Raw genomic sequence first — 19,892 nt, 5'->3', positions numbered from 1 at the left:
GGTTCCACAGGTATCAGGCCCAGCGACGGAAGATCAACGATGTGTTGACTCCGCCAAAGGCAAAGTTGTTGTTCATCACGTAGTCGTTGTGCATCACCCGGAACTCGTCACGCAGGTAATCCAGTTCGCCGCAGCGCGGGTCGACTTTATCGAGGTTAAGCGTGGGAACGTAGCGGTCGCGGTTCATCATTTCGATGCTGAACCAGGATTCCAGCGCCCCACAGGCGCCCAGGGTATGGCCAAAAAAGCTCTTCTGCGAACTGATGGGCATGTGTTTGCCGAACAGCTCGCTGGTGGCCAGTGTCTCGGCAATATCACCCTGTTCGGTGGCGGTGCCGTGGCCGTTTACATAGCCGATGGCATCCGCGCCAATACCGGCGTCTTCCAGTGCCAGTTCCATCGCCCGGCGCATGGTGCCGACTTCCGGGCGGGTGGTGTGCTGGCCGTCGGCATTGCTGCCAAAGCCGACGATTTCTGCGTGGATATGGGCGCCACGGGCCAGTGCGTGTTCCAGCTCTTCGAGTACCAGCATGCCGCTGCCTTCGCCGATCACCAGGCCGTCACGACCACTGTCGTAGGGGCGTGGGCTGGTGTGCGGGGCGTCGTTTTTCAGACTGGTGGCGTACAGTGCGTCAAACACCATCGCTTCGGTGGGGCACAGTTCTTCGGCGCCGCCGGCGAGCATCAGCGGCAGGCGGCCGAACTTGATGGCCTCGTAGGCATAGCCGATCCCCTGGCTGCCGCTGGTGCAGGCACTGGAGGTCGGGATCAGGCGCCCGGTCAGGCCAAAGAAGATGCTGATATTGGCCGCTGTGGTGTGCGGCATCATCCGTACGTAGCTGTTGGCATTCAGGCCGTCTGCCACCGAGTTGAGCAGCATATTGCCGAACGCCATGATCTCGTCGGTGCTGCCGGTGGACGAGCCGCAGGCTACGCCCATGCGCCCGTCGCGAATGATCGGGTTGCCGAGCAGGCCGGCGTCCTGCAGGGCCTGCTCTGCAGCGCCGACGGCCAGCCGCGACACGCGGCCCATGCTGCGCAGTTGCTTGCGGGTCCAGTGGGCGGGCACCACAAAGTCATCAATGGGGCCGGCCAGTCGGGTGTTAAGTTCAGCGAACCGGTCCCACTCTTCCATGCGCCGGATACCGCTGCGCCCGACCACAAAGTTGGCTTCGATACTGGCCCAGTCACTGCCCAGCGAGGTGATACCGGCCATGCCGGTGACAACGACGCGTTTCATCAGCACAACCCTCCGTTGACGGCCAGCACCTGGCGGGTGATATAGCCCGCTTCGGCCGACATCAAAAAGTTGACCGCCCCCGCGACTTCTTCGGGGGTGCCCATGCGTTGGGCGGGGATCATTTTCATCAGTTCGTCTACCGGTACGTTTTCGTCAAGCATGGCGGTGTCGATCAGCCCCGGCGCGACGCAGTTGACGGTGATTTTGCGTTTGCCCAGCTCGATGGCCAGAGCCTTGGCGGCGCCGATCAAACCGGCCTTGGAAGCGCTGTAGTTGACCTGCCCGCGGTTGCCGATCAGGCCCGAGACCGAAGTAATGCAGACGATACGCCCGGCTGCGCGGCGGCGGATCATCGGAATCATCACCGGGTGCAGCACGTTGTAAAAGCCGTCGAGGTTGGTGCGCATCACCACGTCCCAATCGTCTTCGCTCAGCGCTGGAAAGGCGCCGTCGCGAGTCAGGCCGGCATTGAGCACTACGCCGTAGTAGGCGCCGTGGGTTTCAACGTCGGCTTCCAGGATGGCTTTGCATTGGGTGCGATCCGATACGTCGAATTGCAACACCCGGGCACTGCGACCCAAGGCGTGTACTTCGGCCATGACGGCATCGGCTTCGCTGCGGCCGCTACGGCAATGCAGGACCAGATCGAAGCCGGCCTGGGCCAGGCGCAAGGCGATGGCGCGGCCAATGCCACGGCTGGAACCTGTGACCAGAATGGATTCAGTCATGGCGGGTCTCCCGGGGTGTTTGAGCAAGGTAGGTGTCAGCCTGGGGCGGACGGAACACGTTCAGGCGGGCGCTGGCATGGATACCGGGGCCGGTGAGGTGACACTCGAATACGCCCATGCCGTTGTCGTCTTCCAGTGAGCGCAGGGCGTGGATATGCAGCGGGGCGCCGAGCGGGAAATGGTCGACGTTACATTCAAATTTACGTGTGCCCAACAAAAAGCCCAGCGCCACGGGGCGGCCCTGCAAGCGGGCGCGACAACCGGCGTAGGCCGCGACGCTTTGCGCCATCAATTCAATGCCTGTCCAGGCGGGCAGGCTACCGTCTTCGCGGTTGAACAGGCCGCCGGCTTTTACGATCAGGCGGGTTTCAATCTGCTCTTCATCAAACGCCAGGACCTGATCGATCAGGATCATGTCGCCAGCGTGGGGCAGCAGTTCGGCGAGTGGCCAGTCAATCATGGGGCCTCTCCGATAATCAGGCTGACGTTATTGCCGCCGAAGGCAAACGAATTGCTCATCAGGCAGCGCTGTGGGGCGGGTGCGAGGGTCTGGCCGGGGGTAACCCAGTTTAGCGCCGGCAGCGCCGGGTCGCCTTGGCCGTCCCAGACATGGGGCGCCAAAGCACCACCGTGGCTCAGGCTCAGCCAGCAGAAGGCAGCTTCCAGCGCGCCAGCCGCACCCAGGGTATGGCCGGTCATGGGTTTGGTCGACGAACACGGCACACCGTTGGCGAACACCTGCGACACGGCGTGGCTTTCCATCGCATCGTTGTGCTGGGTGGCGGTGCCATGCAGGTTCAGGTAACCGATCTGAGCGGGCTGTAAACCCGCGCGGCCCAAGGCTTTGTGCATGGCTTGTACGGCGCCGCGGCCGCTGGGCTCCGGGGCGGAAATATGGTGCGCGTCACTGCTGGCGCCTGCGCCGAGCAGAGCGATGGTGTGGCCGTTGGCGGGGTGCCTGCTCATCAAGAACAGCGCTGCCGCTTCGCCGATATTGATGCCTCGACGGTTGACCGAAAACGGGTTGCAGCGCTCATCCGCCACCGCCTCCAGCGCCGAAAAACCGTTGAGCGTCAATTTGCATAGCGTGTCGACACCGCCGCACAGCACTACGTCGCACAGGTTCATGTCCAGCAACCGCTGGGCGCTCATCAGCGCCCGGGCGCTGGAGGTACAGGCGGTGGAGATCACATAGGCCGGCCCGCTGATGTTCAGCCAGTCGGCCAGGAACGTGGCCGGTGCACTCAGCTCTTGTTGCTGATAGCTGTAATCAGCGGGGAACTGCTGATGCTGCAGGTAATGGGCAATGCCCTGACTGGCTTCATCAATGCCCGAGGTACTGGTGCCCAGCACGATGGCAATACGATCGCGGCCGAAGGTAGCGATTGCTTGCTCAATATCGCCCTGTATTTGCAATGCGGCTTCGAGCAACAGTCGGTTGTTGCGGCTGTTTTGCTGTTCGAGCCCAGCGGGGATCGCTACCAGTTCGCCGCTTACCGCGCCGATGGTCGGCGAGCGTTCAGGCACCCAGCCGCTTTGCCGCTGCATGCCCGAGCAGTCACCGGCAAACAGTTTGCTCGCCACTTCGGCGGGGCCTCGGCCCAGAGAGCAGACCACGCCCAGTGCGTTGAGGTAAGCAGTCATGGGGCGGCCTCCAGCGGGCTGATGGTGTAATGCAGATCGCCCTTCATATCGATGCGAAATGCCTCGGGTTGCTGGTAGTGCACTTGCCAGCGCTGTTCAATAACTCGCAAGTCAGCCGCAGTTTTTGCTTGTGGATAATTGTCCGCCAGCTCAGTTGCCGGTGTCAGTGCAAACAATAGCGAGGCGAAGAGTTCGCGGGCCTCGGGGTTGGGCGGCAACAGACCGTCAGCCTGCCAGGTGCCGTCTTGCAGTAATTGGCGCGCCAGCGGAATACCCAGGGGGTCCATCAGCGACCAGCGTAGGGCAGGTCCTTGCTGCTGGATCACCAGCAACCAGTCTTGCCGTTGTTCGGCCTGTTCGCGCTGGATATGCAATTGCATGGGCAGGGCCAGGGTTGGCGTTTTCCTGGGCAGCGGCAAGCTGGTGCAGCTACTGAGCAGCATGCACATCACTAACCACACAAACATTATCCGTGTGGGAGCGGGCTTGCTCGCGATGCAGGCAACTCGGTTCATCTGATTCACAGCAGCGATCCTGTCGCGAGTAAACCCGCTCCCACAGGGGATTGGGGTTTGCGCGCCACCACGTTGACCAGGGTTTCATCACGCTGGCCCACCGGTTTTGGCTTTAGCAAGCCAACCCGCTCCAACAGGCCGAAGTCCTTGGAGCGACTCCACCACAGGTAAGGATAGGAGATATTCTGTGGCTCAAATTCAAAGCCCTGGTCACGGATCATTTCCAGGTATTGCGCTGCGCTTTTTTGCACATGCATGGGGTGACGGAACAGCCAGCGGATCACCCAGGTATCGATATAGGCTTCGGTGGACTCGGCAAACAGCAAGTAACCACCGGGCTTGAGCACCCGGTAGAACTCGGCCAGTGCCCGGTCCTGTTGCACCAGGTGATGAAAAGTCTGGTGACAGAACAGGATGTCGATGCTGTCATCGGCCACCTTCAGCTCAGCGCAATCGCTGCCGATCAGCTCAATGTCGATGCCCTGACGCCGGGCTTCTTCGGCGCTCAAGTGCAGGCTCAGGGGATCAGCATCGAGGCCGATCAGGCGCTTCGGTGCGAAGGTTTTGTCCAGGTATTGGAACGATTTGCCCTGGCCGCAACCGGCATCGAGGATCACCGGCGCGGTTGGCAGTTCATCACTGAACAGGCTGCGCAGGTCATTGATGGCCACCCGCAGTACATGGTGCTGCCAGGTGTGGCTGCGCAAGAACCAGAACCCCAGGCGGGTTTCTTCAACGTAGGTATCGCTCAGAGGTTTCATGCGGGCTCCGTGGCGCAGATATCCGACAGCATGCGCAAACGGCGCCTGGACTCGCTGACAAAGGGGTTGCTTTCGTCCCAGGCATAACCGGCCAGGATCGAGCTGATCATGCGGCGAATATGCGGCTGGCTACCGGGGTGGTAGATCACGTCCTGGAAGGTGCCGGCGTACCAGCCTTCAACATAGCAACGGAAGGTGTCGACCCCGCGCTTGAGCGGTTCGGCAAACTCGCTTTGCCAGTCCACCGCCTCGCCTTGCAACTGACGGTGCAGCACGCCCGCCGCCATGCTCGCTGAACGCATGGCGATGGTTACGCCCGAGGAGAACACCGGGTCGAGGAACTCGGCAGCGTTGCCCAATAGTGCAAAACCAGGGCCGTGCAGGGTTTTGACGTTGGCCGAGTAACCGCCCAGGGTACGGGCCGGAGTGTCCCATACGGCATTGGCCAGCACCCGTTGCAGGCTGGGGGTTTCATCGATAAAACTGCGCAGGCAGGTGTCGAGGTTTTCACTGCGGCCTTCGAAATGCCCGGCTGCCGCCACCACGCCCACCGACGTGCGGCCATTGCTGAACGGGATGCTCCAGAACCAGATGTCGCGCTGGGTCGGGTGGGTGGTAATAAGGATTTTGTTGCGATCAAAACCTGCGTAATCGATGCGGTCTTCCACGTGGGTAAACACCGCCTGACGCAGCGGAAAGTTCGACGGTGCTTCAAGGTCGAGCAAGCGCGGCATTACGCGGCCGTAGCCGCTGGCGTCGAGAATGAAGTCAGCTTCAACCTGATAGCGGCTGGTGTCTTCGCGCTCAATGTGCAGGAGCGGTTTGGCACGCTCGATATCCGTGCTGATCACGGTTTCGCCATAACGGATTTCGACACCTTGCAGCGCGGCTTGATCGGCCAGCAGTTTGTCGAAGTCCGCGCGTTGCACCTGAAAGGTGGTGGGTTTGCCGTTACTGAATGTGTCACCAAAATCGAAGGCGCTGTATTGCTCGCCCCAGGCGAAGGCAGCACCGTTTTTCAGCTGGAAGCCGGCGGCCTGCACCGCGTCCAGCATGCCCGCTTCTTCGATGAAGTCGATGCAGTGCGAAAGCAGGCTTTCGCCAATCGAAAAGCGCGGGAAGTGCTGGCGCTCGATAACCAGCACATCGTGGCCCTTGCGTTTAAGTAGGGCCGAGGCAATGGCGCCGGACGGTCCTGCACCGATGACTACAACCTGACGACGTTCCATTTCTATTCCTGACACAGGCGCTCCTTGCCGGGTACCACGGCAGACTTCAAGGGGGGGGTGCTCATACCCGCCAGCGCCGGCAGCAGCGTGGCGATGAGGCTCATCAGTATCAACGCGAAGTACAACGCGGGACTGATCAGCTGTTGTTGCAGCAGCAAGTTGAGGAATACGATCTCACTCAACCCGCGAATGTTCAGCAGCAGGCTCTCACGCCATCGGCTGGCGCCTGCAAACGAGGGCGTGGCCCAGCTCAGTCCGAGCCAGTTGCCCAGCAGTTTGCTGGCCATCGGCAGAAGCAACAGGGCCGCCAGTTGCAGCGGGCTTATCTGGCCCAGGGCGCTGTGTACATCAATCTGCACAATGCCGAACGTCAGAATCAGCGGGATCGCCAGCGTGGTCTGCATGCGCTCAAGCCACACGGCCTTTAACGGCATCACCAGCGGTACCTTGAGCCATGCCATGCAGACCAGATAGCCGACGCCAAATATCAACGCATTGAGGCGGTAATGTTCGGCCACCACCAACAGTGCGAAAAAACTCAGGCTGTAGCACAGCGGCTGACGAATGCGCAGGCCGCGCATCAGCAGCGGCAATAAAGCCCCGGCCAGCGGCAGTAATACACTGCTCAGGTTCAGGCTGCCCTGGGCCAGGCCGAACAGGCTCCAACAGGTCAGGTCGATCACAATTGCGCTTTGCACCAGGCGACGGGAGGCAGCAGGCGGGTAGTCGATATGGCGCAGGTACAGGTACAGCACCGGGATGGCAGTGATGGCAAACACCAGCCCCACGGCCAGCGAATTCAGCCAGGGTTGCTCGGGCAACAGCCAGACGGCGCAGGCGAGCCCGCTGACGAAGGGCACGGCAAAGCTGGGCAGGGCGATTTTCAGGCTCTGGCGGTCCAGTCGCAGATCAATCACGTCGCTCAAAATGGTCCCCAGCAACAGGGCGAAGCTCAGGCTGTAAAGGCTTTTGAGCCAGACCGGCGCCACCAGTTGCGCACCGTTGAGCTGCCAGTGCGGCTCGATCCAGAACAGCATCAGCAACGGCAAACCGATGGACGCCAGCAACAACTGGCTGACAATCGGGATCATGCGAAAGCGCCGACCCACGTGAGTGGCCAGCGCAAACAGGACTAACGCCAGCAGCCAGAACAGACCCGTCAACACGGCTTATGCTCCTGCTTGCCCGCCCAGGGGGCGAGGATAAAGCTGAACGCCAGCCCCAGGCTCACCGACAAGCCGAAATTGCTCACCGCCGGTGTACTCGACACCGCCAGCAAGCCAAACGACAGCCATGTGGTCAGGGCGGCCAGCAAGGTGCCCAGCAAGCTGACGGCCGCACCACCGATTTGCTCGCGCATCAGGATCGCGTAGTCGACGCTGATGGCGGTGACCAGCAATAAGCCGAACAAGCTGAACAAGGTCAGCGGCTGGCCCAGCCAGCCAAGGCTGGCGAGGCTGCACAGGGCGGCGAGGAGCGGCAGCGCAACGATGCGCAATGCTCCGCCAAAGCCGAACGGAGCGATCAATAGCACGACGATCAGCGCGCATGACAACAGCTTCAATTCAGCAGCGCTGATTTGTGTGGCCGCAAACACTTTGTTCAAGTCCCCCAGGCGATCCACCAGTTTCACACCGGGCAAGTCCTGCGTTTGCGCACGCAACAGGCTGGCATCATTTAAACCTTGCAGGCTGACCATCGCGGCGACGCCGTCGGTATTTTTGCCCAGCCATAGTGCTCGCCATGGTTCGGCCAACGGGCCTGCCAGCGCATCGTCGATTGACTGATCGGGCAAGGCTTGCAACTGCGCCAGCTCGGTTTGCAAGGCGCTTTCGGGTACGCCCAGCGCCAGCAGCGGCTGCCAGTGTTGAGGCAGCGCGCTGAGGGCGGCGCGCAATCGTTGTTGCTCGCCGGGCTGGCTGACCAGTTGGTTGAGGGCCAGAAAGCCTTGCAACTTGCCGCTGCCGATCAACTGTTCCAGGCGCTGGCTCAGGCTGCTCTGGCGCTCCAGTAATTGCTGTTCGTTGTCGGCGCGTACCAGAAAGAACTGGCTGGTTGGCTGATAGCCGGTGATGCGCGCAATGGCCTGGGCTTCGTTCATCAACTGTGGCGGGGCGCCGACCCATTGGCGGATGTCGTTTTTGCTGGTGAGCTGCCACAAGCCGGCGGCACAAAAGGTTAGCAGCAGTGCCAGCAGCGCAGCTGTCGGGACTTTTTTCAGCAGTGCTGCGCGTGCATCAAGCAGACTTTGCGCAATGCTCAGTGGCCATTGCGCAGGACGCAACTCGACGCCTTTGAGCAGCGCCGGCAGCAGGCACACCGCACTCAAGTAAGCGCCGATCAAACCGGCCGCGGAAAAAAGGGCGATTTGTGTCAACGCCGGGAAGGGTGTGAAAGCCAGCGCCAGATAACCGATGCAACTGGTGGCCAGGCTCAGGCTCAGACCGGGCAAGGTCAGGCGCAAGGCGGGCCAGCTGCGCCAGGGTCTCAGGCTCCAGCTTTTGGACAGGTAATGCAGGGGGTAATCCACCGCCACGCCGATCAGGCTGGAGCCCAGCACCAGTGTCATCACGTGCATGCTGCCAAACCACGCGACACAGGCCACGGCGCCAAACAGCATGCCCACCAGCACTGGAACGAAGGCCAGCAGCACGCGCCAGCGCCGGAAGGCCAGCAGCAACAGCAGCAGAATACCCACCGTTGCACCACCGCCGACCCAGGTGATTTCCCGGCTGGCTTGTTGTTGCCCGCTGGCGGCATACAGCAGGCCGCTGGCGGCGAGTAATTGCACATCGTTTTTAGCGACCTGCTCACGGCTCTGTTCGAGCAGTTCGGCGACCCGCAGAGGCAGCTTCATATCGAATGCATTGCCTTGCGTACGGGCGCGCAACAGCACCCAGCTTTTGCCGTCGGCATCGGCAATCAGGGCGCCGCTGCCAATGTCCAGTTGCACCGCACCGCGTTGCGGCTGGCTGTTTTGAATGCGACCGGTCAGGCCCAGCCAGTCATCCTGGCTGGGCACCAGACTAAAGCCGGTAAAGGGGTCGAACAACGCCTGCACCCGCTGCTGGATAAAGGCCTCGGGGTGTTCGATCAACTGGGTACGGTCGGCGTTCGAGAGCATCGCCAGACGCCCGCGCAGCAGTTGCTCACGCAGGGCCGGGAGGTCGGCTTGCAGGTCCCACTGGACCTTTTCAAACAGGCCGCTGGCTTGCCATTGCTCGCCCAATTGTTGAGCGCTGGCGATCGCCTGCTGACGGTCTGCACTGGCGACCAGCACCAGCATTTCGCGGTTCAGGGGCTCTTGCATGCGCTGTTCGGCGCTGAGCTCCAGCGCATCCGGTGTGTCGCCCGGCACCAGCTCCATCAGGTTGGCCGACAGCGGCGCACCGTGGCGCCACTGCCAGCCAGCCAGTGCCATCACGGCCAGCAACAGAACCAGAAAGGCCCGTGGCAGCCAGCGCTCACTGCGCAAAGTCGTTTTGCTCCGCGTCGCTCAAGGGTTGATTGCCGACGCTGTTTGGCATTTTTAGCAGCGTGCTGTCACCTTGGGCTTCTTGCAGTTCGATACGTTGCACCAGCTCGCCGCCTTCAATATTGATCCGGGTGAACACTTGCTTGAGCAGCAGTGAACGTGGTGTCAGCGTCAGCGTCCAGCGGCTGGGTTCGCCTTGTAATTGCAGGTCGAAATCACGTTGCAGGCCGCTGCTGTCGCCTTGCAAAACAGCGAGGAACAAACGGTTCTGCTCGGCGCCCGCGCTTTTGCCCGGGAGCATCTGCCATTGCGTGCCGTCGCGTCGGGCGATGCCCTGGGCGTTGATGCGGTAATCCTGTTGCAGCGGGGTTTTCAGTTGCCAGAGCAGGCCGTGGTCCTTGGCCAGGACAAATGTGCCGGTGCTGGTGAGTGGCTTGGGCAGCGCGCGCAGGTGTTTTTCCTGGATGAAATCACCGTGGATCACCTGGGGCTTGGCCAGTTGTTCGCTCAGTTGTTGCAGGTCGAAGGCGTGGGCCAGTGGGGTGAACAGCAAGGCGGCGAACAGCAATGAGATACGGGTGCGGCCTTTGCCCTCTCCCAGAGGGAGAGGGGGCAGAATGGCTGAGTTCTTGAGTGCGCCGCGGTCAATCCCCTCTCCCTTTGGGAGAGGGCTTGGGTGAGGGGCTTTTGATCCATTCATGACAGCACCCGCTCTACAGCCCGCACAAAACACCCAGGCGAGGCCAATTGCATCTCCCGGCTCTCAATTTCAACCGCCACCTGCACTGTAACTGCCCTAGTCAAACGCTCACCCGTGACCGCATCGCTAATCAGATAATTAATCTTCAGGCGGTTCTCCCATTCCACCAGGCTGGCGCGCACGTTGATCCGCTGGCCGAACGTGGCGCCGCGGACATAACGCAACTGCATGTCGATCACAGGCCACGCATAACCCGCTTCGAGCATCTGCGTGTAGTTGTGACCGATATGGTCAAGCAGCGCACAGCGCGCCACTTCGAGGTATTTGACGTAATGCCCGTGCCACACCACGTGCATGGTATCGATGTCGAAAAACGGCACCAACACTTCGGTATCAACGTGAAAAACCCCTTTACTACGCATGCAGCCTCCAGTGTTGTTGGGCGATGCGGCTCAGGCACAAACGCAGTTCGGCTTCCAGGGCGCGGTCTTCAACCACGGGGGCAAAATCCTTGGCCAGTTCGGCATGCATCTGCGCCAGCGCCGGCGGCAACGGGCGAGCGTCTTCGGCACGGCTGCGCAGCCAAACGCCCTGATGGGCAGCCAGCAAGGTGGCCGCTGCCACCTGCTCGGTCAACTCCAGTACGCGGATCGCATCACGAGCGGCGATGGTGCCCATGCTCACCTTGTCCTGGTTATGGCATTCCGTGGAGCGGGAGAAGACGCTGGCCGGCATGGTGTTTTTCAATGCCTCGGCTGTCCAGGCGCTGGTACCTATCTGCACCGCTTTAAAGCCGTGGTTGAGCATTGCCCGTTCTGCGCTGGCGCCCGACAGGTTGCTCGGCAGGCCGTGGTTGTAGCGCACGTCCACCAACAGGGCGAGCTGGCGGTCGAGCAGGTCGGCGACGTTGGCCACCAAGGTCTTGAGGCTGTCCATCGCAAAGGCGATATGGCCGCCGTAGAAGTGCCCGCCGTGCAGTACGCGCTCCTCTTCGGCGTCAATGATCGGGTTGTCGTTGGCGCTGTTGAGTTCGGTCTCGATAAACCCGCGCAGCCAGCTCAGGCTGTCTGCCAGCACGCCCAGCACATGGGGCGCGCAACGCAGCGAGTAGCGGTCTTGCAGGCGATGCAACGGTGCGGTGGGGGCATCGATGGCGAGGTCCTGACGGATCCAGGCAGCGACCTGCATTTGTCCCGGGTGCGGCTTGGTGGCAAACAGGCGTTCGTCAAAGTGCTCGGGGTTGCCTTGCAGCGCCACCACGTTGAGGGCGGTGATGCGCGTGGCCAGTTTGAGCAGGTAGTCGGCGCGGGCATAGGCCAGGCAGGCGAGGCCGGTCATCACGGCGGTACCGTTCATCAGTGCCAGCGCTTCCTTGGGCCGAAGTATCAGCGGTGTCCAGCCCAGTTCCCGGTGCACATCTGCGGCAAGGCGGCGCTCGCCCTTGAACAGGACTTCGCGTTCGCCCGACAGGGTTGCGGCCACGTAAGACAGTGGCGTCAGGTCGCCACTGGCCCCCACCGAGCCTTCTTCGGGGATCAGTGGCAGGATGTCGTGGGCAATAAAGGCCTGCAATCGTTCCAGCAACTCTATGCGCACCCCCGACACGCCGTGGCACAGCGACTGCAAGCGTGCCGCAAGCACCGCGCGGGTGGCTTGCGCATCGAGCAATTTGCCCAGGCCGCAACCGTGGAAGGTATAGAGGTGGCGGGGCAAGGCTTCGACGTGCTCCAGCGGCACCGCAACCACGCAGGAGTCGCCGTAGCCGGTGGTTACGCCATAGATCACGCCTTCCTTGTCCAGCAGCGAGTCGAGAAAGCGCGCGCCCTTGGCGATGCGCTCGCGGTAGTCGGGGTCGTCCTGCAGCCGCGTTGGCGCCTGACGATTGGCCAGGGCCAGCACGTCTTCAATGCGCAACGGGGTTTGGCCGAAGGTTACTGGCTCATGCGGATGCGTCGTCATCGGTCTTCCAGAAAGGGTAAAAGTTGAACCATTGTTGCGGTGCCTGCAGGCAGTAGTAGCCCAGGCGGTCGGCGTAGAGCGTGGCCCAGTCGTCGATCACCTGCTCGCGGTTATTGCGTCGCCACACCACTTCGCGGGCAAAGGGTTCGAGGATGACTCGATAACGGCCTTTGTGTTTCAGGCAGAACATCAGATTGACCGGGCATTTGAGCAGTCCTGCCAGCAACCACGGGCCTTGGGGGAATGCTGCCGTATAGCCGAGGAAACCGACCTCTATATGGCGCCCGCCATTGAGTGGTACGCGGTCACCGGCGATGGCCAGCCATTCGCCGTTTTCCAGGCGCTGGTTGAGTTGCAGCATCACCGCCGGGTTGAGTTCACTGACCTGAATCAACCGTAAATGGCTGGCCCCGGCTTCGCCCAGCAGGCGGTTGAAGTGTTCGGCATGCCGGGTGTGAACCAGCACATTCATGGTCACCTGCTCGCCCAGTTCGGCGAGCGCACGGCAGACTTCAAGGTTCCCCAAGTGGGCGCCTACCAGCATCTGCCCGCGTTCGCCGCGCAGTTGATTGCGCAGCAGCGCGGGGTCAACGATTTCGATGTCTTCGATCTTGAGACGGCCATTCCATACATCGAGCTTGTCGAGCAGGGCGTCGGCAAACGCCATGAACTGCCCGAATACCCGCCAGCGGGTAGGGCGCAACTCGCTTTGCTCGCTCCAGTCGGCCAGGTGCTGCTGGTATTGCCAGATGCTGCGTCGTGCGCGGCCGCCGAACACAAAGAAGTACAGCACAATGGCGTAAAGCACCGGGCTGAGCACACGTCGGCCCAGCAACCTGACGCCCAGGGCGGTGAGCTTCATCAGCCGGAAACTGCCGCGCTCTTTGTGGGCAGCCCAATGCTGTTGAGGTTCGTTCATGCTTTGCAGCGCCTCCAGAGGATGCCCGGCAAGCGTATCAACATGCCGAAAAACAGCTTGGCGTGCATGCTCGAAATCAGCGCATTGTCATGGAACAGGCGAAAGTGCGAGAGACCGTCCTGCGGGTAGTGGACCCGGGTCGGCAGCCAGCACATCGGCTGGTTGCGCCACGCCAGGCGCACCAGGATCTCGGGGTCGAAATCCATGCGCTTGCCCAGCGTTACCGAGTTGATCAGTGCGAGGGTCGGCGCCAGCGGGTAGACCCGAAAACCGCACATCGAGTCGGGAATCTGCAATGAAAGGCTGTTGATCCACACCCACACATGGGTCAGGTAACGCGCATACAGGCGGCCCTTGGGCACGCTGGCATCGTACTGTGGGTAACCGCAAACCAGCGCTGCAGGGTTTTGCTGTGAAACCCGCATGAAAGTAGCGACGTTGCGCAGATCGTGCTGGCCATCTGCATCCACTTGCAGGGCATGGGTAAAGCCCAGTTGCATGGCTTCACGAAGACCGGCCATGACTGCGCCGCCTTTGCCCTGATTGACGGCCAGACGAATGAGGAAGATGTTTTCGCCACGGGCAAGCTCACCAAGAACAGCGGCGCAAGCGGGGCTGCTGGCGTCGTCGACCAGCACACAGGGCAAACCGGCGGCGCGCAGGGCCGCGACCACGCCAGGCACGGCGGTTTCGTGGTTGTACACCGGGATCACGGCGCAGGGGTTATGCACGGGACTATCACTGTTATCCACAGGGGGCCTCCAGCACGATGCGACCACTGGAACAGGGTGCAGTGGCGTTGCGGTAGGCGAAGTGCAATTTTGCGCGTTCGCTGTCAAAGCGCAGGGTTAATTCAATGGCGTCCCCGGGGCGCACCAGTTGCTGGAACTTGAGTACTTCCATCCCGGCAAAACGCGGCGGCAGATCGAGCAGTTGCTGGCCCAACACCATTGCCCAGTCCACTTGCACCACACCCGGCAACACCGGTGTTTTGGGGAAATGGCCGCTGAAGAACGCCAGGTCCGGCGGGATCGACAGTTTCAGCGTCCACTGACCGGCGTCTTCGCTTTGGCTCAACACTTCCGGCAGCTTGGGCCGGGGTGCGAGTAACAATGCATCGACTCGGGCCTGTGGCAGCTTGCCCTGGCTGTTGAGTGGTAACTGGCGCAGCAAACGCCAGCGGCGCGGCAAGGCCACGGCTTCGCAGTGCTGACTCAAGTGCTGGCGCAGGGTGTGGGTCAGGGCTCGGCGCCCCTGTTCGCGCAGGGCAAACAGGCCACTGGCGCTGAGCACCAGCAGGGCGCCCAGTGAGGCGCGTTTGTCATGCACCACGCCCAGGCGGGCTTCGGCTACCCAGTCATGGGAGACCAGCGCCTGCTCCAGCATTGGCAGGGAAATACGTTTCTCTTCGAGTTTGACGATGCGATCCAGTCGCCCGAGCAACTCAAATCGCCCGTCGGCTTCAATACGGGCGGCATCAGCCGTGTGTTCGACATGGCCCTTGGGCAAGTAGCTAGAGGCGATGATCAAGGCGCCGTCACTGCTCTGGCTCAATTGCACATCGGCAAAGGGCTGCCACAGGTGTTGCCCCTGACGCCAGGCGATACCGCCGGTTTCGGAGCTGCCGAGGATCTCGGTCGGCCACTGGCCCAGGCGTTCGAACAGCGTCCGGGCTGCTTCTTCGGGCAGGGCACCGCCAGAAGAAAATACTCGGCGGACCGAGCTTAACGCCGGCCAGTCGAGGTTGTCGGCCATGCGCTTGAGCAAGGCCGGGCTGGCGATCCAGGCAAAAGCAGCGTGCTCACGGCTGGCGCGTTGCATGTCTTCAGGGAAGGCCAGTTGTTTGCGTACAAAGCTGCGGCCTGCGCACAGAGGCCACAACACACGGAACAACAGCCCGTAGATGTGCTGCGCCGCCACACTGGCAATAATGCATGCATCACCCAGATCAGCACCCCACAGTTGCTCCAGTGCCTGAACCTCGTTGGCCATCTGGCGCAGGCTTTTGTCGATCCGTTTGGGTTCGCCGCTGGAGCCCGAGGTGCACAAACTGAGCTGGCACTGGTCCAGATCCAGTTGCGCTGCAGGCAGAGGATCGGCGTACAGGTCCTGCAACTCTTCGCTTTGAGTTATCCACAGGTCAACCTGGCTGTCCCATCGAAGGCGGGTTTGCGCTTGCAGGTCGGCGGGCAAGAGCACGCTGACTCCGGCCTGCCAGGCACCGAGCAAGGCCTGCGCCAGCTCGGCGGCATCTTCAAGGTGTACGGCAACGCGCCGCACGCCGCGCTGTTGCAGGCCGCCCGCCAGGCGCAGGGCCCGTTCACGCAGGGTGTCGTGGTTCAGCTCGGGGTCAACGCTGACCCGGCGATCTGCGTGCCCCTTGAGCAACAGGTGCTCAAGATTTATCCAATTCATGCCCGGCCTCTTACCTTTTGTCGTATCAGCCATTCAATGAAAAACAGCAGCCCCATCAGCGCGTAGGCGATCAGGCCGTTGTACAACGTCCACCAGCTCAACGGCGCCCACAGCGTCAGGGAGGCTGCGACTAATCCGTTTAGCATGAAGAACAGGCACCAGACCTTGGTCACCTGCCGCGTGTAATCAATTGCAATATCGGGCAGCACGGGCTCGCGCAACCGCGCCAGCCGCTCGATCATTGGCGGCCCGTACTTCAGGCTCAGGCCGAACAGGCAAAGCATGAACGTGCTGACCAGCACCGGGTACCAGCGCAACAGTGCCGGGCTGTTGAACAGCCCCAGCAGGGCGCAGAACATCAATGCAACCACCGCCATCAACAGACTGCCCGGGCGGCGTTCGCCGGTCAGGGCGCGGGCCAGCCACAGGCTGCCCAGCAGCAGCGCGAATTGCCACGGGGCGAAATGGGCCATGCCGAAGTACACCGCAAAGGGGTACATCAGTCCGGCCAGCAACAGGCCGAGGCCAATCAGGCGGTTCATGCGTCAGCGTGAACCAGGCGGTAAACCGCCTCGACCACGTCATTGACGGTACGCACCGATTTGAATTCTTCAGCGGCGATTCGTTTGCCGGTTTTACGCTTGATATGGTCAATCAGGTCGACAGCGTCAATGCTGTCGATTTCCAGATCCTGATACAGGTTGGCGTCCAGGGTGATGCGTTCGGGTTCCAGTTCGAAAAGTTCGACCAGAGCGTCGCGCAGGGTGTTGAAAATGTCGTCACGGTTTTGCATGGTTCGGTCTCAGGCTGCCTGTTTGGCGGTGACAAAAGCCGCAAGGCTGGCCACGTTGGAAAAATGATTGCGTGTATCTTTGGCGTCGGCGTCTATTTTGATGCCGTAGGTCTTTTGAATCGCCAGGCCCAGCTCCAGTGCGTCGACCGAGTCCAGCCCCAGGCCGTCGCCAAACAAGGTTTGATCGTCGCCAATGTCGCTGACACTGATGTCTTCGAGGCCCAGGGCATCGATGATCAGCTGTTTAATATCGTTTTTCAGATCGCTCATCTGTGGCGAGCTCCTTAATAAAATAGTCATGCACGAAGTCGTTGAGCAGGCGCGAGGCTTTGGGCGGCGGGCCAAGCGCGGAAAATGTATGTGGATCTATATCGGCACCGACCCGAAAGCTGAAGTGCACGCGACGCTCGGGTATGCGATACCAGGGCTCGGCCTTGGTCAGCGTGGTGGGGCTGACCTTGATCACCACCGGCGTAAGGATCTTCGCACCCCGCAGTGCAATCGCGGCGGCCCCGCGATGAAAGGATGGCGCATGGCCTGGCCGGGTACGCGTGCCTTCCGGGAAAATCACCAGGGTCTGGCCTTGCTGCAACGCCCCCGCAGCGTTATCGAGCATGTCTACGCTGCCATCATTGCTGATGTATTGCGCCGCACGCACAGGGCTACGGGTAAACGGGTTTTGCCAAAGGCTCTGTTTGACCACGCAATTGGCGTTTCTCACCAGGCCGATCAAAAAAACCACATCGATTAGCGACGGGTGGTTGGCGATGATCATCTGCCCGGGGCGGCCTAGCAGCTCGGCACCCTGGACGTCATAGGTCAGCACGCCCATGCGCGCCATGGTGCGAATAAACAGCCAGAACAGGCGGCTGACGGTAAAACGGGCACGCTCGCGCTGACGCGTGGCATCGCCCGGCAGGCAACTCAGCACCGGAAAAATCACCAGACGCAGGCACAGGCAACCGATACCGAACAGTGCAAAGCTGATGGCAGTGGCGATCAAGCGCCAGGCATAAGCATCACGGCGGGCGCTCACAGGCTGTGCTGCCAGTTCCACACGCGGTTTTTCCAGGTGTGCTGGAATGATCTCTGCTGCTTATCGAGCAGTTGGCGCAACAGATTCAGGGCATGGGGCCATTGAGCTTGTTCTATGCCTGCGGTACCACTGGCGAGTGAAACCTGCCATTGCTCGCCCGGGGTCAGCAGCAGGCCCACGGCATAAGGGAAGGGCACGTCATCGATACAGCGTGCATAGGCCTCGGGTGGCTGCTCTTCGGTGATGATCAGCAACACGGCGGGCGCGCCTTCATTGAGCAGGGCGCAGGCTTCGATCAGGCCGTGCTCCAGGCCGTCTCCGGCGGCAGCAATAGCGGTCATTTCGCTGGTTTCGCCGCGCATGATCGACCACAGGCCAATCACGGCGTTATGCACCGAGAGGCTGAACTGCGTGGGGGACAAGGGCTGATCAGCCGCGAGGTCGCTGAGTATGTCGAATGTGCGCGGGGTTTCACCGTGACGCGAGGCAAAGACCAGCGGTAATGCTTCACGGCCTTCGGCCAATGGCCAGCCGACGCAGAATGCCATGCGAGCCAGGCGGCTGAGGCGGCGCCGTTGCATGGCGGGTAAAAATGAGACATCGGGTGCTGCGCTGTTGGCAGCAAGTACACAGGGGTGCTGGCTCCAGGCTTGCCAATCGGCCACGGTGTCGAGGCCTGGAGCCCAGGCGCGCCACGCGGCGATATTGAAATTGATCACTGGAGTTCATCCCGCCCTTGCAGGCTTCCTTGATGCGAAAGTGGACACCGATCGACGCCGCACTTGATACAGAGGGGCGATATTATCCCGGTGCAGTTGGTTCGTAGCAAATATTGCTTACAGCCCCAGTGTGGTTTTTCTGGGAATTTAGAAAAATAGGATCAATGGATTTTATTTGAGAGATTTATTCGTTTGTTTTTGTGGAGATATTCTTGATTGATGTAGGGCATTTCTTAGCAAGGTAGCTAAGCCGCGCAAAGGGCATCTACACTCGGACACTCATAGGTACACGGAGGTTTTGAAATGCGTCGCGTGGTGTTTAACCAGAAAGGCGGTGTGGGTAAATCCAGCATCGCGTGTAACCTGGCTGCGGTTAGCGCCAGCGAAGGGTATCGCACGTTGTTGGTGGATCTGGATGCCCAGGCCAACTCTACTCAATACCTGACCGGACTGACCGGCGATGATATCCCTATGGGGATTGCCGAGTTCTTTAAACACACCTTGTCAGCGGGCGTGGGCTCGAAGAAAAACCGGGTCGATATTTACGAAACACCCTTTGAAAACTTGCACGTAGTGACGGCTACGGGTGAATTGGCCGATTTGCAGCCCAAGCTTGAGGCCAAGCACAAGATCAACAAGTTGCGTAAGTTGCTGGACGAGCTTGCTGAAGACTATGACCGCATTTATGTCGACACTCCACCCGCGCTGAATTTTTACGCGGTATCGGCGTTGATTGCCTGTGATCGTGTGCTGATTCCGTTCGATTGCGACAGTTTTTCACGTCAGGCGCTCTATGGCCTGCTGGCTGAAATCGCTGAGCTAAAGGAAGACCACAATGAAGACCTGCTGGTCGAGGGCATCGTGGTCAACCAGTTTCAGGCCCGGGCCAGCCTACCCCAGCAAATGCTTGATGAGCTGATTGCCGAGGGGCTGCCGGTGCTGCCCATGTACCTGAGCAGCTCAGTACGCATGCGTGAGTCGCATCAGGCCTGCCAGCCTTTGATTCACTTCGACCCGAGGCACAAGCTGACCCAGCAGTTTGTGGAGTTGCACGATTACCTGGATCAGAACGCTTAAGCGCTGATGCCTTGGCTGCGCAGCCAGGCGCCAAGTTGCTGCAATGGCAACGCACCGCTCTGGCGTGCGATTTCGCGGCCATTTTTAAACAGGATCAGGCTGGGTATCGAACGGATGCCCAGTTGCCCCGCCAGGTGCTGGTTGGCCTCGCTGTCGAGCTTGGCAAGCCGACACTTGCCCAGCAGTTGGCGGGCGGCCTGCTCAAATACCGGAGCAAAGGCCTTGCAGGGCCCGCACCACTCGGCCCATACATCTATCAGTAGCGGCAGGTCGCCCTTGATCTGGCTGGCGTAATCGGTTTGCTGCAAATCGAAGGGCCTGGCCAGCAATACTTCATTTTTGCAGCGCCCGCATTTGGGGTGCTCACCCAGGCGATCGCCGGGGATGCGGTTCAGGCCGTTGCAGTGGGGGCAGGGGATCAGCAGCGGTTCGGTCATGGAGAGCTCCTTGGAAGTGGCCATTGGTGCCGCCTGTCGCAGCGACTCCAGATTGATGGCGTGCAGTTCAGCAGATGAACACCTGGGCCGCCACCCCCCATGACGTATCTGCTCACAATGTGCTCAAGCCGGCCACCAGGTCTCTATCTAGGCTGTAAAAACCCCCCGGGCTTTGCACCGCTGGTCTGGCAATAGTTATCGCAAGTTGCGATTGCCAGGGTTCGGGTTTAGCCTTCATAGCAAGA

The 19,892-nt window shown here is 61.0% G+C and carries 22 protein-coding genes; 1 reads left to right on the top strand and 21 read right to left on the bottom strand.

Annotated features, from left to right (window positions below; all coding sequences use genetic code 11):
• Nucleotides 1-13: 13 nt before the first annotated feature.
• Genes ACP7BE_RS19735 through ACP7BE_RS19640 form a run of 20 tightly spaced genes read right to left on the bottom strand, consistent with a single transcriptional unit; the run spans nt 14 to nt 18,133 of the window.
• Entirely contained in the window at nt 14-1,240 is a 1,227-nt protein-coding gene (locus ACP7BE_RS19735) for a beta-ketoacyl-ACP synthase (RefSeq protein ID WP_426106972.1), read from the bottom strand.
• Entirely contained in the window at nt 1,240-1,968 is a 729-nt protein-coding gene (fabG, locus tag ACP7BE_RS19730; protein ID WP_426106970.1) for a 3-oxoacyl-ACP reductase FabG, read from the bottom strand. Before fabG ends, ACP7BE_RS19735 begins: the two co-directional genes overlap by 1 nt.
• Nucleotides 1,961-2,428, bottom strand: a complete 468-nt coding sequence (locus ACP7BE_RS19725; protein ID WP_426106968.1) for a 3-hydroxylacyl-ACP dehydratase — start codon at nt 2,426-2,428, stop codon at nt 1,961-1,963. Before ACP7BE_RS19725 ends, fabG begins: the two co-directional genes overlap by 8 nt.
• Complete coding sequence (locus ACP7BE_RS19720) at nt 2,425-3,612, bottom strand: beta-ketoacyl-[acyl-carrier-protein] synthase family protein (protein ID WP_426106966.1); 1,188 nt, start codon at nt 3,610-3,612, stop codon at nt 2,425-2,427. Before ACP7BE_RS19720 ends, ACP7BE_RS19725 begins: the two co-directional genes overlap by 4 nt.
• Entirely contained in the window at nt 3,609-4,127 is a 519-nt protein-coding gene (locus tag ACP7BE_RS19715) for a hypothetical protein (protein WP_426107113.1), read from the bottom strand. Before ACP7BE_RS19715 ends, ACP7BE_RS19720 begins: the two co-directional genes overlap by 4 nt.
• A gap of 5 nt (nt 4,128-4,132) precedes the next feature.
• Nucleotides 4,133-4,888, bottom strand: a complete 756-nt coding sequence (locus ACP7BE_RS19710; protein ID WP_095000874.1) for a class I SAM-dependent methyltransferase — start codon at nt 4,886-4,888, stop codon at nt 4,133-4,135.
• The gene (locus tag ACP7BE_RS19705) at nt 4,885-6,132 is read right to left on the bottom strand and encodes an NAD(P)/FAD-dependent oxidoreductase (RefSeq protein WP_426106964.1); all 1,248 of its coding nucleotides are present in this window, start codon (nt 6,130-6,132) and stop codon (nt 4,885-4,887) included. Before ACP7BE_RS19705 ends, ACP7BE_RS19710 begins: the two co-directional genes overlap by 4 nt.
• Complete coding sequence (locus tag ACP7BE_RS19700; protein ID WP_150629078.1) at nt 6,120-7,283, bottom strand: sodium:proton antiporter; 1,164 nt, start codon at nt 7,281-7,283, stop codon at nt 6,120-6,122. The genes ACP7BE_RS19705 and ACP7BE_RS19700 overlap by 13 nt, the downstream gene beginning before the upstream one ends.
• A complete protein-coding gene (locus ACP7BE_RS19695; RefSeq protein ID WP_373557365.1) occupies nt 7,277-9,538 on the bottom strand; it encodes an MMPL family transporter in 2,262 nt (753 codons plus the stop codon). Before ACP7BE_RS19695 ends, ACP7BE_RS19700 begins: the two co-directional genes overlap by 7 nt.
• Before the next feature lie 43 nt (nt 9,539-9,581).
• On the bottom strand, nt 9,582-10,292 hold the full coding sequence (locus tag ACP7BE_RS19690) for an outer membrane lipoprotein carrier protein LolA (RefSeq protein WP_426106962.1): 711 nt from the start codon (nt 10,290-10,292) through the stop codon (nt 9,582-9,584).
• Nucleotides 10,289-10,714: an acyl-CoA thioesterase gene (locus ACP7BE_RS19685; RefSeq protein WP_095000878.1), complete on the bottom strand. Its 426-nt coding sequence runs from the start codon at nt 10,712-10,714 to the stop codon at nt 10,289-10,291. The genes ACP7BE_RS19690 and ACP7BE_RS19685 overlap by 4 nt, the downstream gene beginning before the upstream one ends.
• Entirely contained in the window at nt 10,707-12,251 is a 1,545-nt protein-coding gene (locus ACP7BE_RS19680) for an HAL/PAL/TAL family ammonia-lyase (RefSeq protein WP_095000879.1), read from the bottom strand. Before ACP7BE_RS19680 ends, ACP7BE_RS19685 begins: the two co-directional genes overlap by 8 nt.
• Nucleotides 12,232-13,170, bottom strand: coding sequence for a glycosyl transferase (locus ACP7BE_RS19675; RefSeq protein WP_426106959.1), 939 nt, complete (start codon nt 13,168-13,170; stop codon nt 12,232-12,234). The genes ACP7BE_RS19680 and ACP7BE_RS19675 overlap by 20 nt, the downstream gene beginning before the upstream one ends.
• Nucleotides 13,167-13,901 (bottom strand): glycosyltransferase family 2 protein, encoded by a 735-nt coding sequence (locus ACP7BE_RS19670; protein WP_307987386.1) that lies wholly within the window; start codon nt 13,899-13,901, stop codon nt 13,167-13,169. The genes ACP7BE_RS19675 and ACP7BE_RS19670 overlap by 4 nt, the downstream gene beginning before the upstream one ends.
• Before the next feature lie 13 nt (nt 13,902-13,914).
• Nucleotides 13,915-15,585 carry an acyl-CoA synthetase family protein gene (locus ACP7BE_RS19665; protein WP_095020171.1) on the bottom strand — a complete coding sequence of 557 codons (1,671 nt, stop codon included), beginning with the start codon at nt 15,583-15,585 and terminating at the stop codon, nt 13,915-13,917.
• Nucleotides 15,582-16,127, bottom strand: a complete 546-nt coding sequence (locus ACP7BE_RS19660) for a hypothetical protein (protein ID WP_095000883.1) — start codon at nt 16,125-16,127, stop codon at nt 15,582-15,584. Before ACP7BE_RS19660 ends, ACP7BE_RS19665 begins: the two co-directional genes overlap by 4 nt.
• Nucleotides 16,124-16,378, bottom strand: a complete 255-nt coding sequence (locus tag ACP7BE_RS19655; RefSeq protein ID WP_095000884.1) for an acyl carrier protein — start codon at nt 16,376-16,378, stop codon at nt 16,124-16,126. The genes ACP7BE_RS19660 and ACP7BE_RS19655 overlap by 4 nt, the downstream gene beginning before the upstream one ends.
• Before the next feature lie 9 nt (nt 16,379-16,387).
• Nucleotides 16,388-16,648, bottom strand: a complete 261-nt coding sequence (locus ACP7BE_RS19650) for a phosphopantetheine-binding protein (protein WP_095000885.1) — start codon at nt 16,646-16,648, stop codon at nt 16,388-16,390.
• Nucleotides 16,623-17,435 carry a lysophospholipid acyltransferase family protein gene (locus tag ACP7BE_RS19645; RefSeq protein WP_426106955.1) on the bottom strand — a complete coding sequence of 271 codons (813 nt, stop codon included), beginning with the start codon at nt 17,433-17,435 and terminating at the stop codon, nt 16,623-16,625. The genes ACP7BE_RS19650 and ACP7BE_RS19645 overlap by 26 nt, the downstream gene beginning before the upstream one ends.
• Nucleotides 17,411-18,133 carry a beta-ketoacyl synthase chain length factor gene (locus tag ACP7BE_RS19640; protein ID WP_426106953.1) on the bottom strand — a complete coding sequence of 241 codons (723 nt, stop codon included), beginning with the start codon at nt 18,131-18,133 and terminating at the stop codon, nt 17,411-17,413. The genes ACP7BE_RS19645 and ACP7BE_RS19640 overlap by 25 nt, the downstream gene beginning before the upstream one ends.
• A gap of 303 nt (nt 18,134-18,436) precedes the next feature.
• On the opposite strand from ACP7BE_RS19640, the gene ACP7BE_RS19635 reads away from it, so the two are divergent.
• Nucleotides 18,437-19,210 carry a ParA family protein gene (locus ACP7BE_RS19635; RefSeq protein WP_095000888.1) on the top strand — a complete coding sequence of 258 codons (774 nt, stop codon included), beginning with the start codon at nt 18,437-18,439 and terminating at the stop codon, nt 19,208-19,210.
• Here ACP7BE_RS19635 and trxC read toward each other — a convergent pair.
• Nucleotides 19,207-19,647, bottom strand: coding sequence for a thioredoxin TrxC (gene trxC / locus ACP7BE_RS19630; RefSeq protein WP_095000889.1), 441 nt, complete (start codon nt 19,645-19,647; stop codon nt 19,207-19,209). The two genes, ACP7BE_RS19635 and trxC, sit on opposite strands and share 4 nt — an antisense overlap.
• Nucleotides 19,648-19,892: the final 245 nt, after the last annotated feature.

The sequence above is a fragment of the Pseudomonas sp. TWR1-1-3 genome (assembly GCF_049896805.1).
GTDB lineage: Bacteria > Pseudomonadota > Gammaproteobacteria > Pseudomonadales > Pseudomonadaceae > Aquipseudomonas > Aquipseudomonas bubulae.
Note: the sequence above shows the minus strand (reverse complement) of the source record. Positions and strands in the feature narration are given on the sequence as shown.

Excerpts from the sequence above, each read along its gene's own strand:
- ACP7BE_RS19735 (WP_426106972.1), bottom strand. The coding sequence starts at position 1,240 with ATGAAACGCGTCGTTGTCACCGGCATGGCCGGTATCACCTCGCTGGGC.
- fabG (WP_426106970.1), bottom strand. The coding sequence starts at position 1,968 with ATGACTGAATCCATTCTGGTCACAGGTTCCAGCCGTGGCATTGGCCGC.
- ACP7BE_RS19725 (WP_426106968.1), bottom strand. The coding sequence starts at position 2,428 with ATGATTGACTGGCCACTCGCCGAACTGCTGCCCCACGCTGGCGACATG.
- ACP7BE_RS19720 (WP_426106966.1), bottom strand. The coding sequence starts at position 3,612 with ATGACTGCTTACCTCAACGCACTGGGCGTGGTCTGCTCTCTGGGCCGA.
- ACP7BE_RS19715 (WP_426107113.1), bottom strand. The coding sequence starts at position 4,127 with ATGAACCGAGTTGCCTGCATCGCGAGCAAGCCCGCTCCCACACGGATA.
- ACP7BE_RS19710 (WP_095000874.1), bottom strand. The coding sequence starts at position 4,888 with ATGAAACCTCTGAGCGATACCTACGTTGAAGAAACCCGCCTGGGGTTC.
- ACP7BE_RS19695 (WP_373557365.1), bottom strand. The coding sequence starts at position 9,538 with ATGGCACTGGCTGGCTGGCAGTGGCGCCACGGTGCGCCGCTGTCGGCC.
- ACP7BE_RS19690 (WP_426106962.1), bottom strand. The coding sequence starts at position 10,292 with ATGAATGGATCAAAAGCCCCTCACCCAAGCCCTCTCCCAAAGGGAGAG.
- ACP7BE_RS19685 (WP_095000878.1), bottom strand. The coding sequence starts at position 10,714 with ATGCGTAGTAAAGGGGTTTTTCACGTTGATACCGAAGTGTTGGTGCCG.
- ACP7BE_RS19680 (WP_095000879.1), bottom strand. The coding sequence starts at position 12,251 with ATGACGACGCATCCGCATGAGCCAGTAACCTTCGGCCAAACCCCGTTG.
- ACP7BE_RS19675 (WP_426106959.1), bottom strand. The coding sequence starts at position 13,170 with ATGAACGAACCTCAACAGCATTGGGCTGCCCACAAAGAGCGCGGCAGT.
- ACP7BE_RS19665 (WP_095020171.1), bottom strand. The coding sequence starts at position 15,585 with ATGAATTGGATAAATCTTGAGCACCTGTTGCTCAAGGGGCACGCAGAT.
- ACP7BE_RS19660 (WP_095000883.1), bottom strand. The coding sequence starts at position 16,127 with ATGAACCGCCTGATTGGCCTCGGCCTGTTGCTGGCCGGACTGATGTAC.
- ACP7BE_RS19655 (WP_095000884.1), bottom strand. The coding sequence starts at position 16,378 with ATGCAAAACCGTGACGACATTTTCAACACCCTGCGCGACGCTCTGGTC.
- ACP7BE_RS19650 (WP_095000885.1), bottom strand. The coding sequence starts at position 16,648 with ATGAGCGATCTGAAAAACGATATTAAACAGCTGATCATCGATGCCCTG.
- ACP7BE_RS19635 (WP_095000888.1), top strand. The coding sequence starts at position 18,437 with ATGCGTCGCGTGGTGTTTAACCAGAAAGGCGGTGTGGGTAAATCCAGC.
- trxC (WP_095000889.1), bottom strand. The coding sequence starts at position 19,647 with ATGACCGAACCGCTGCTGATCCCCTGCCCCCACTGCAACGGCCTGAAC.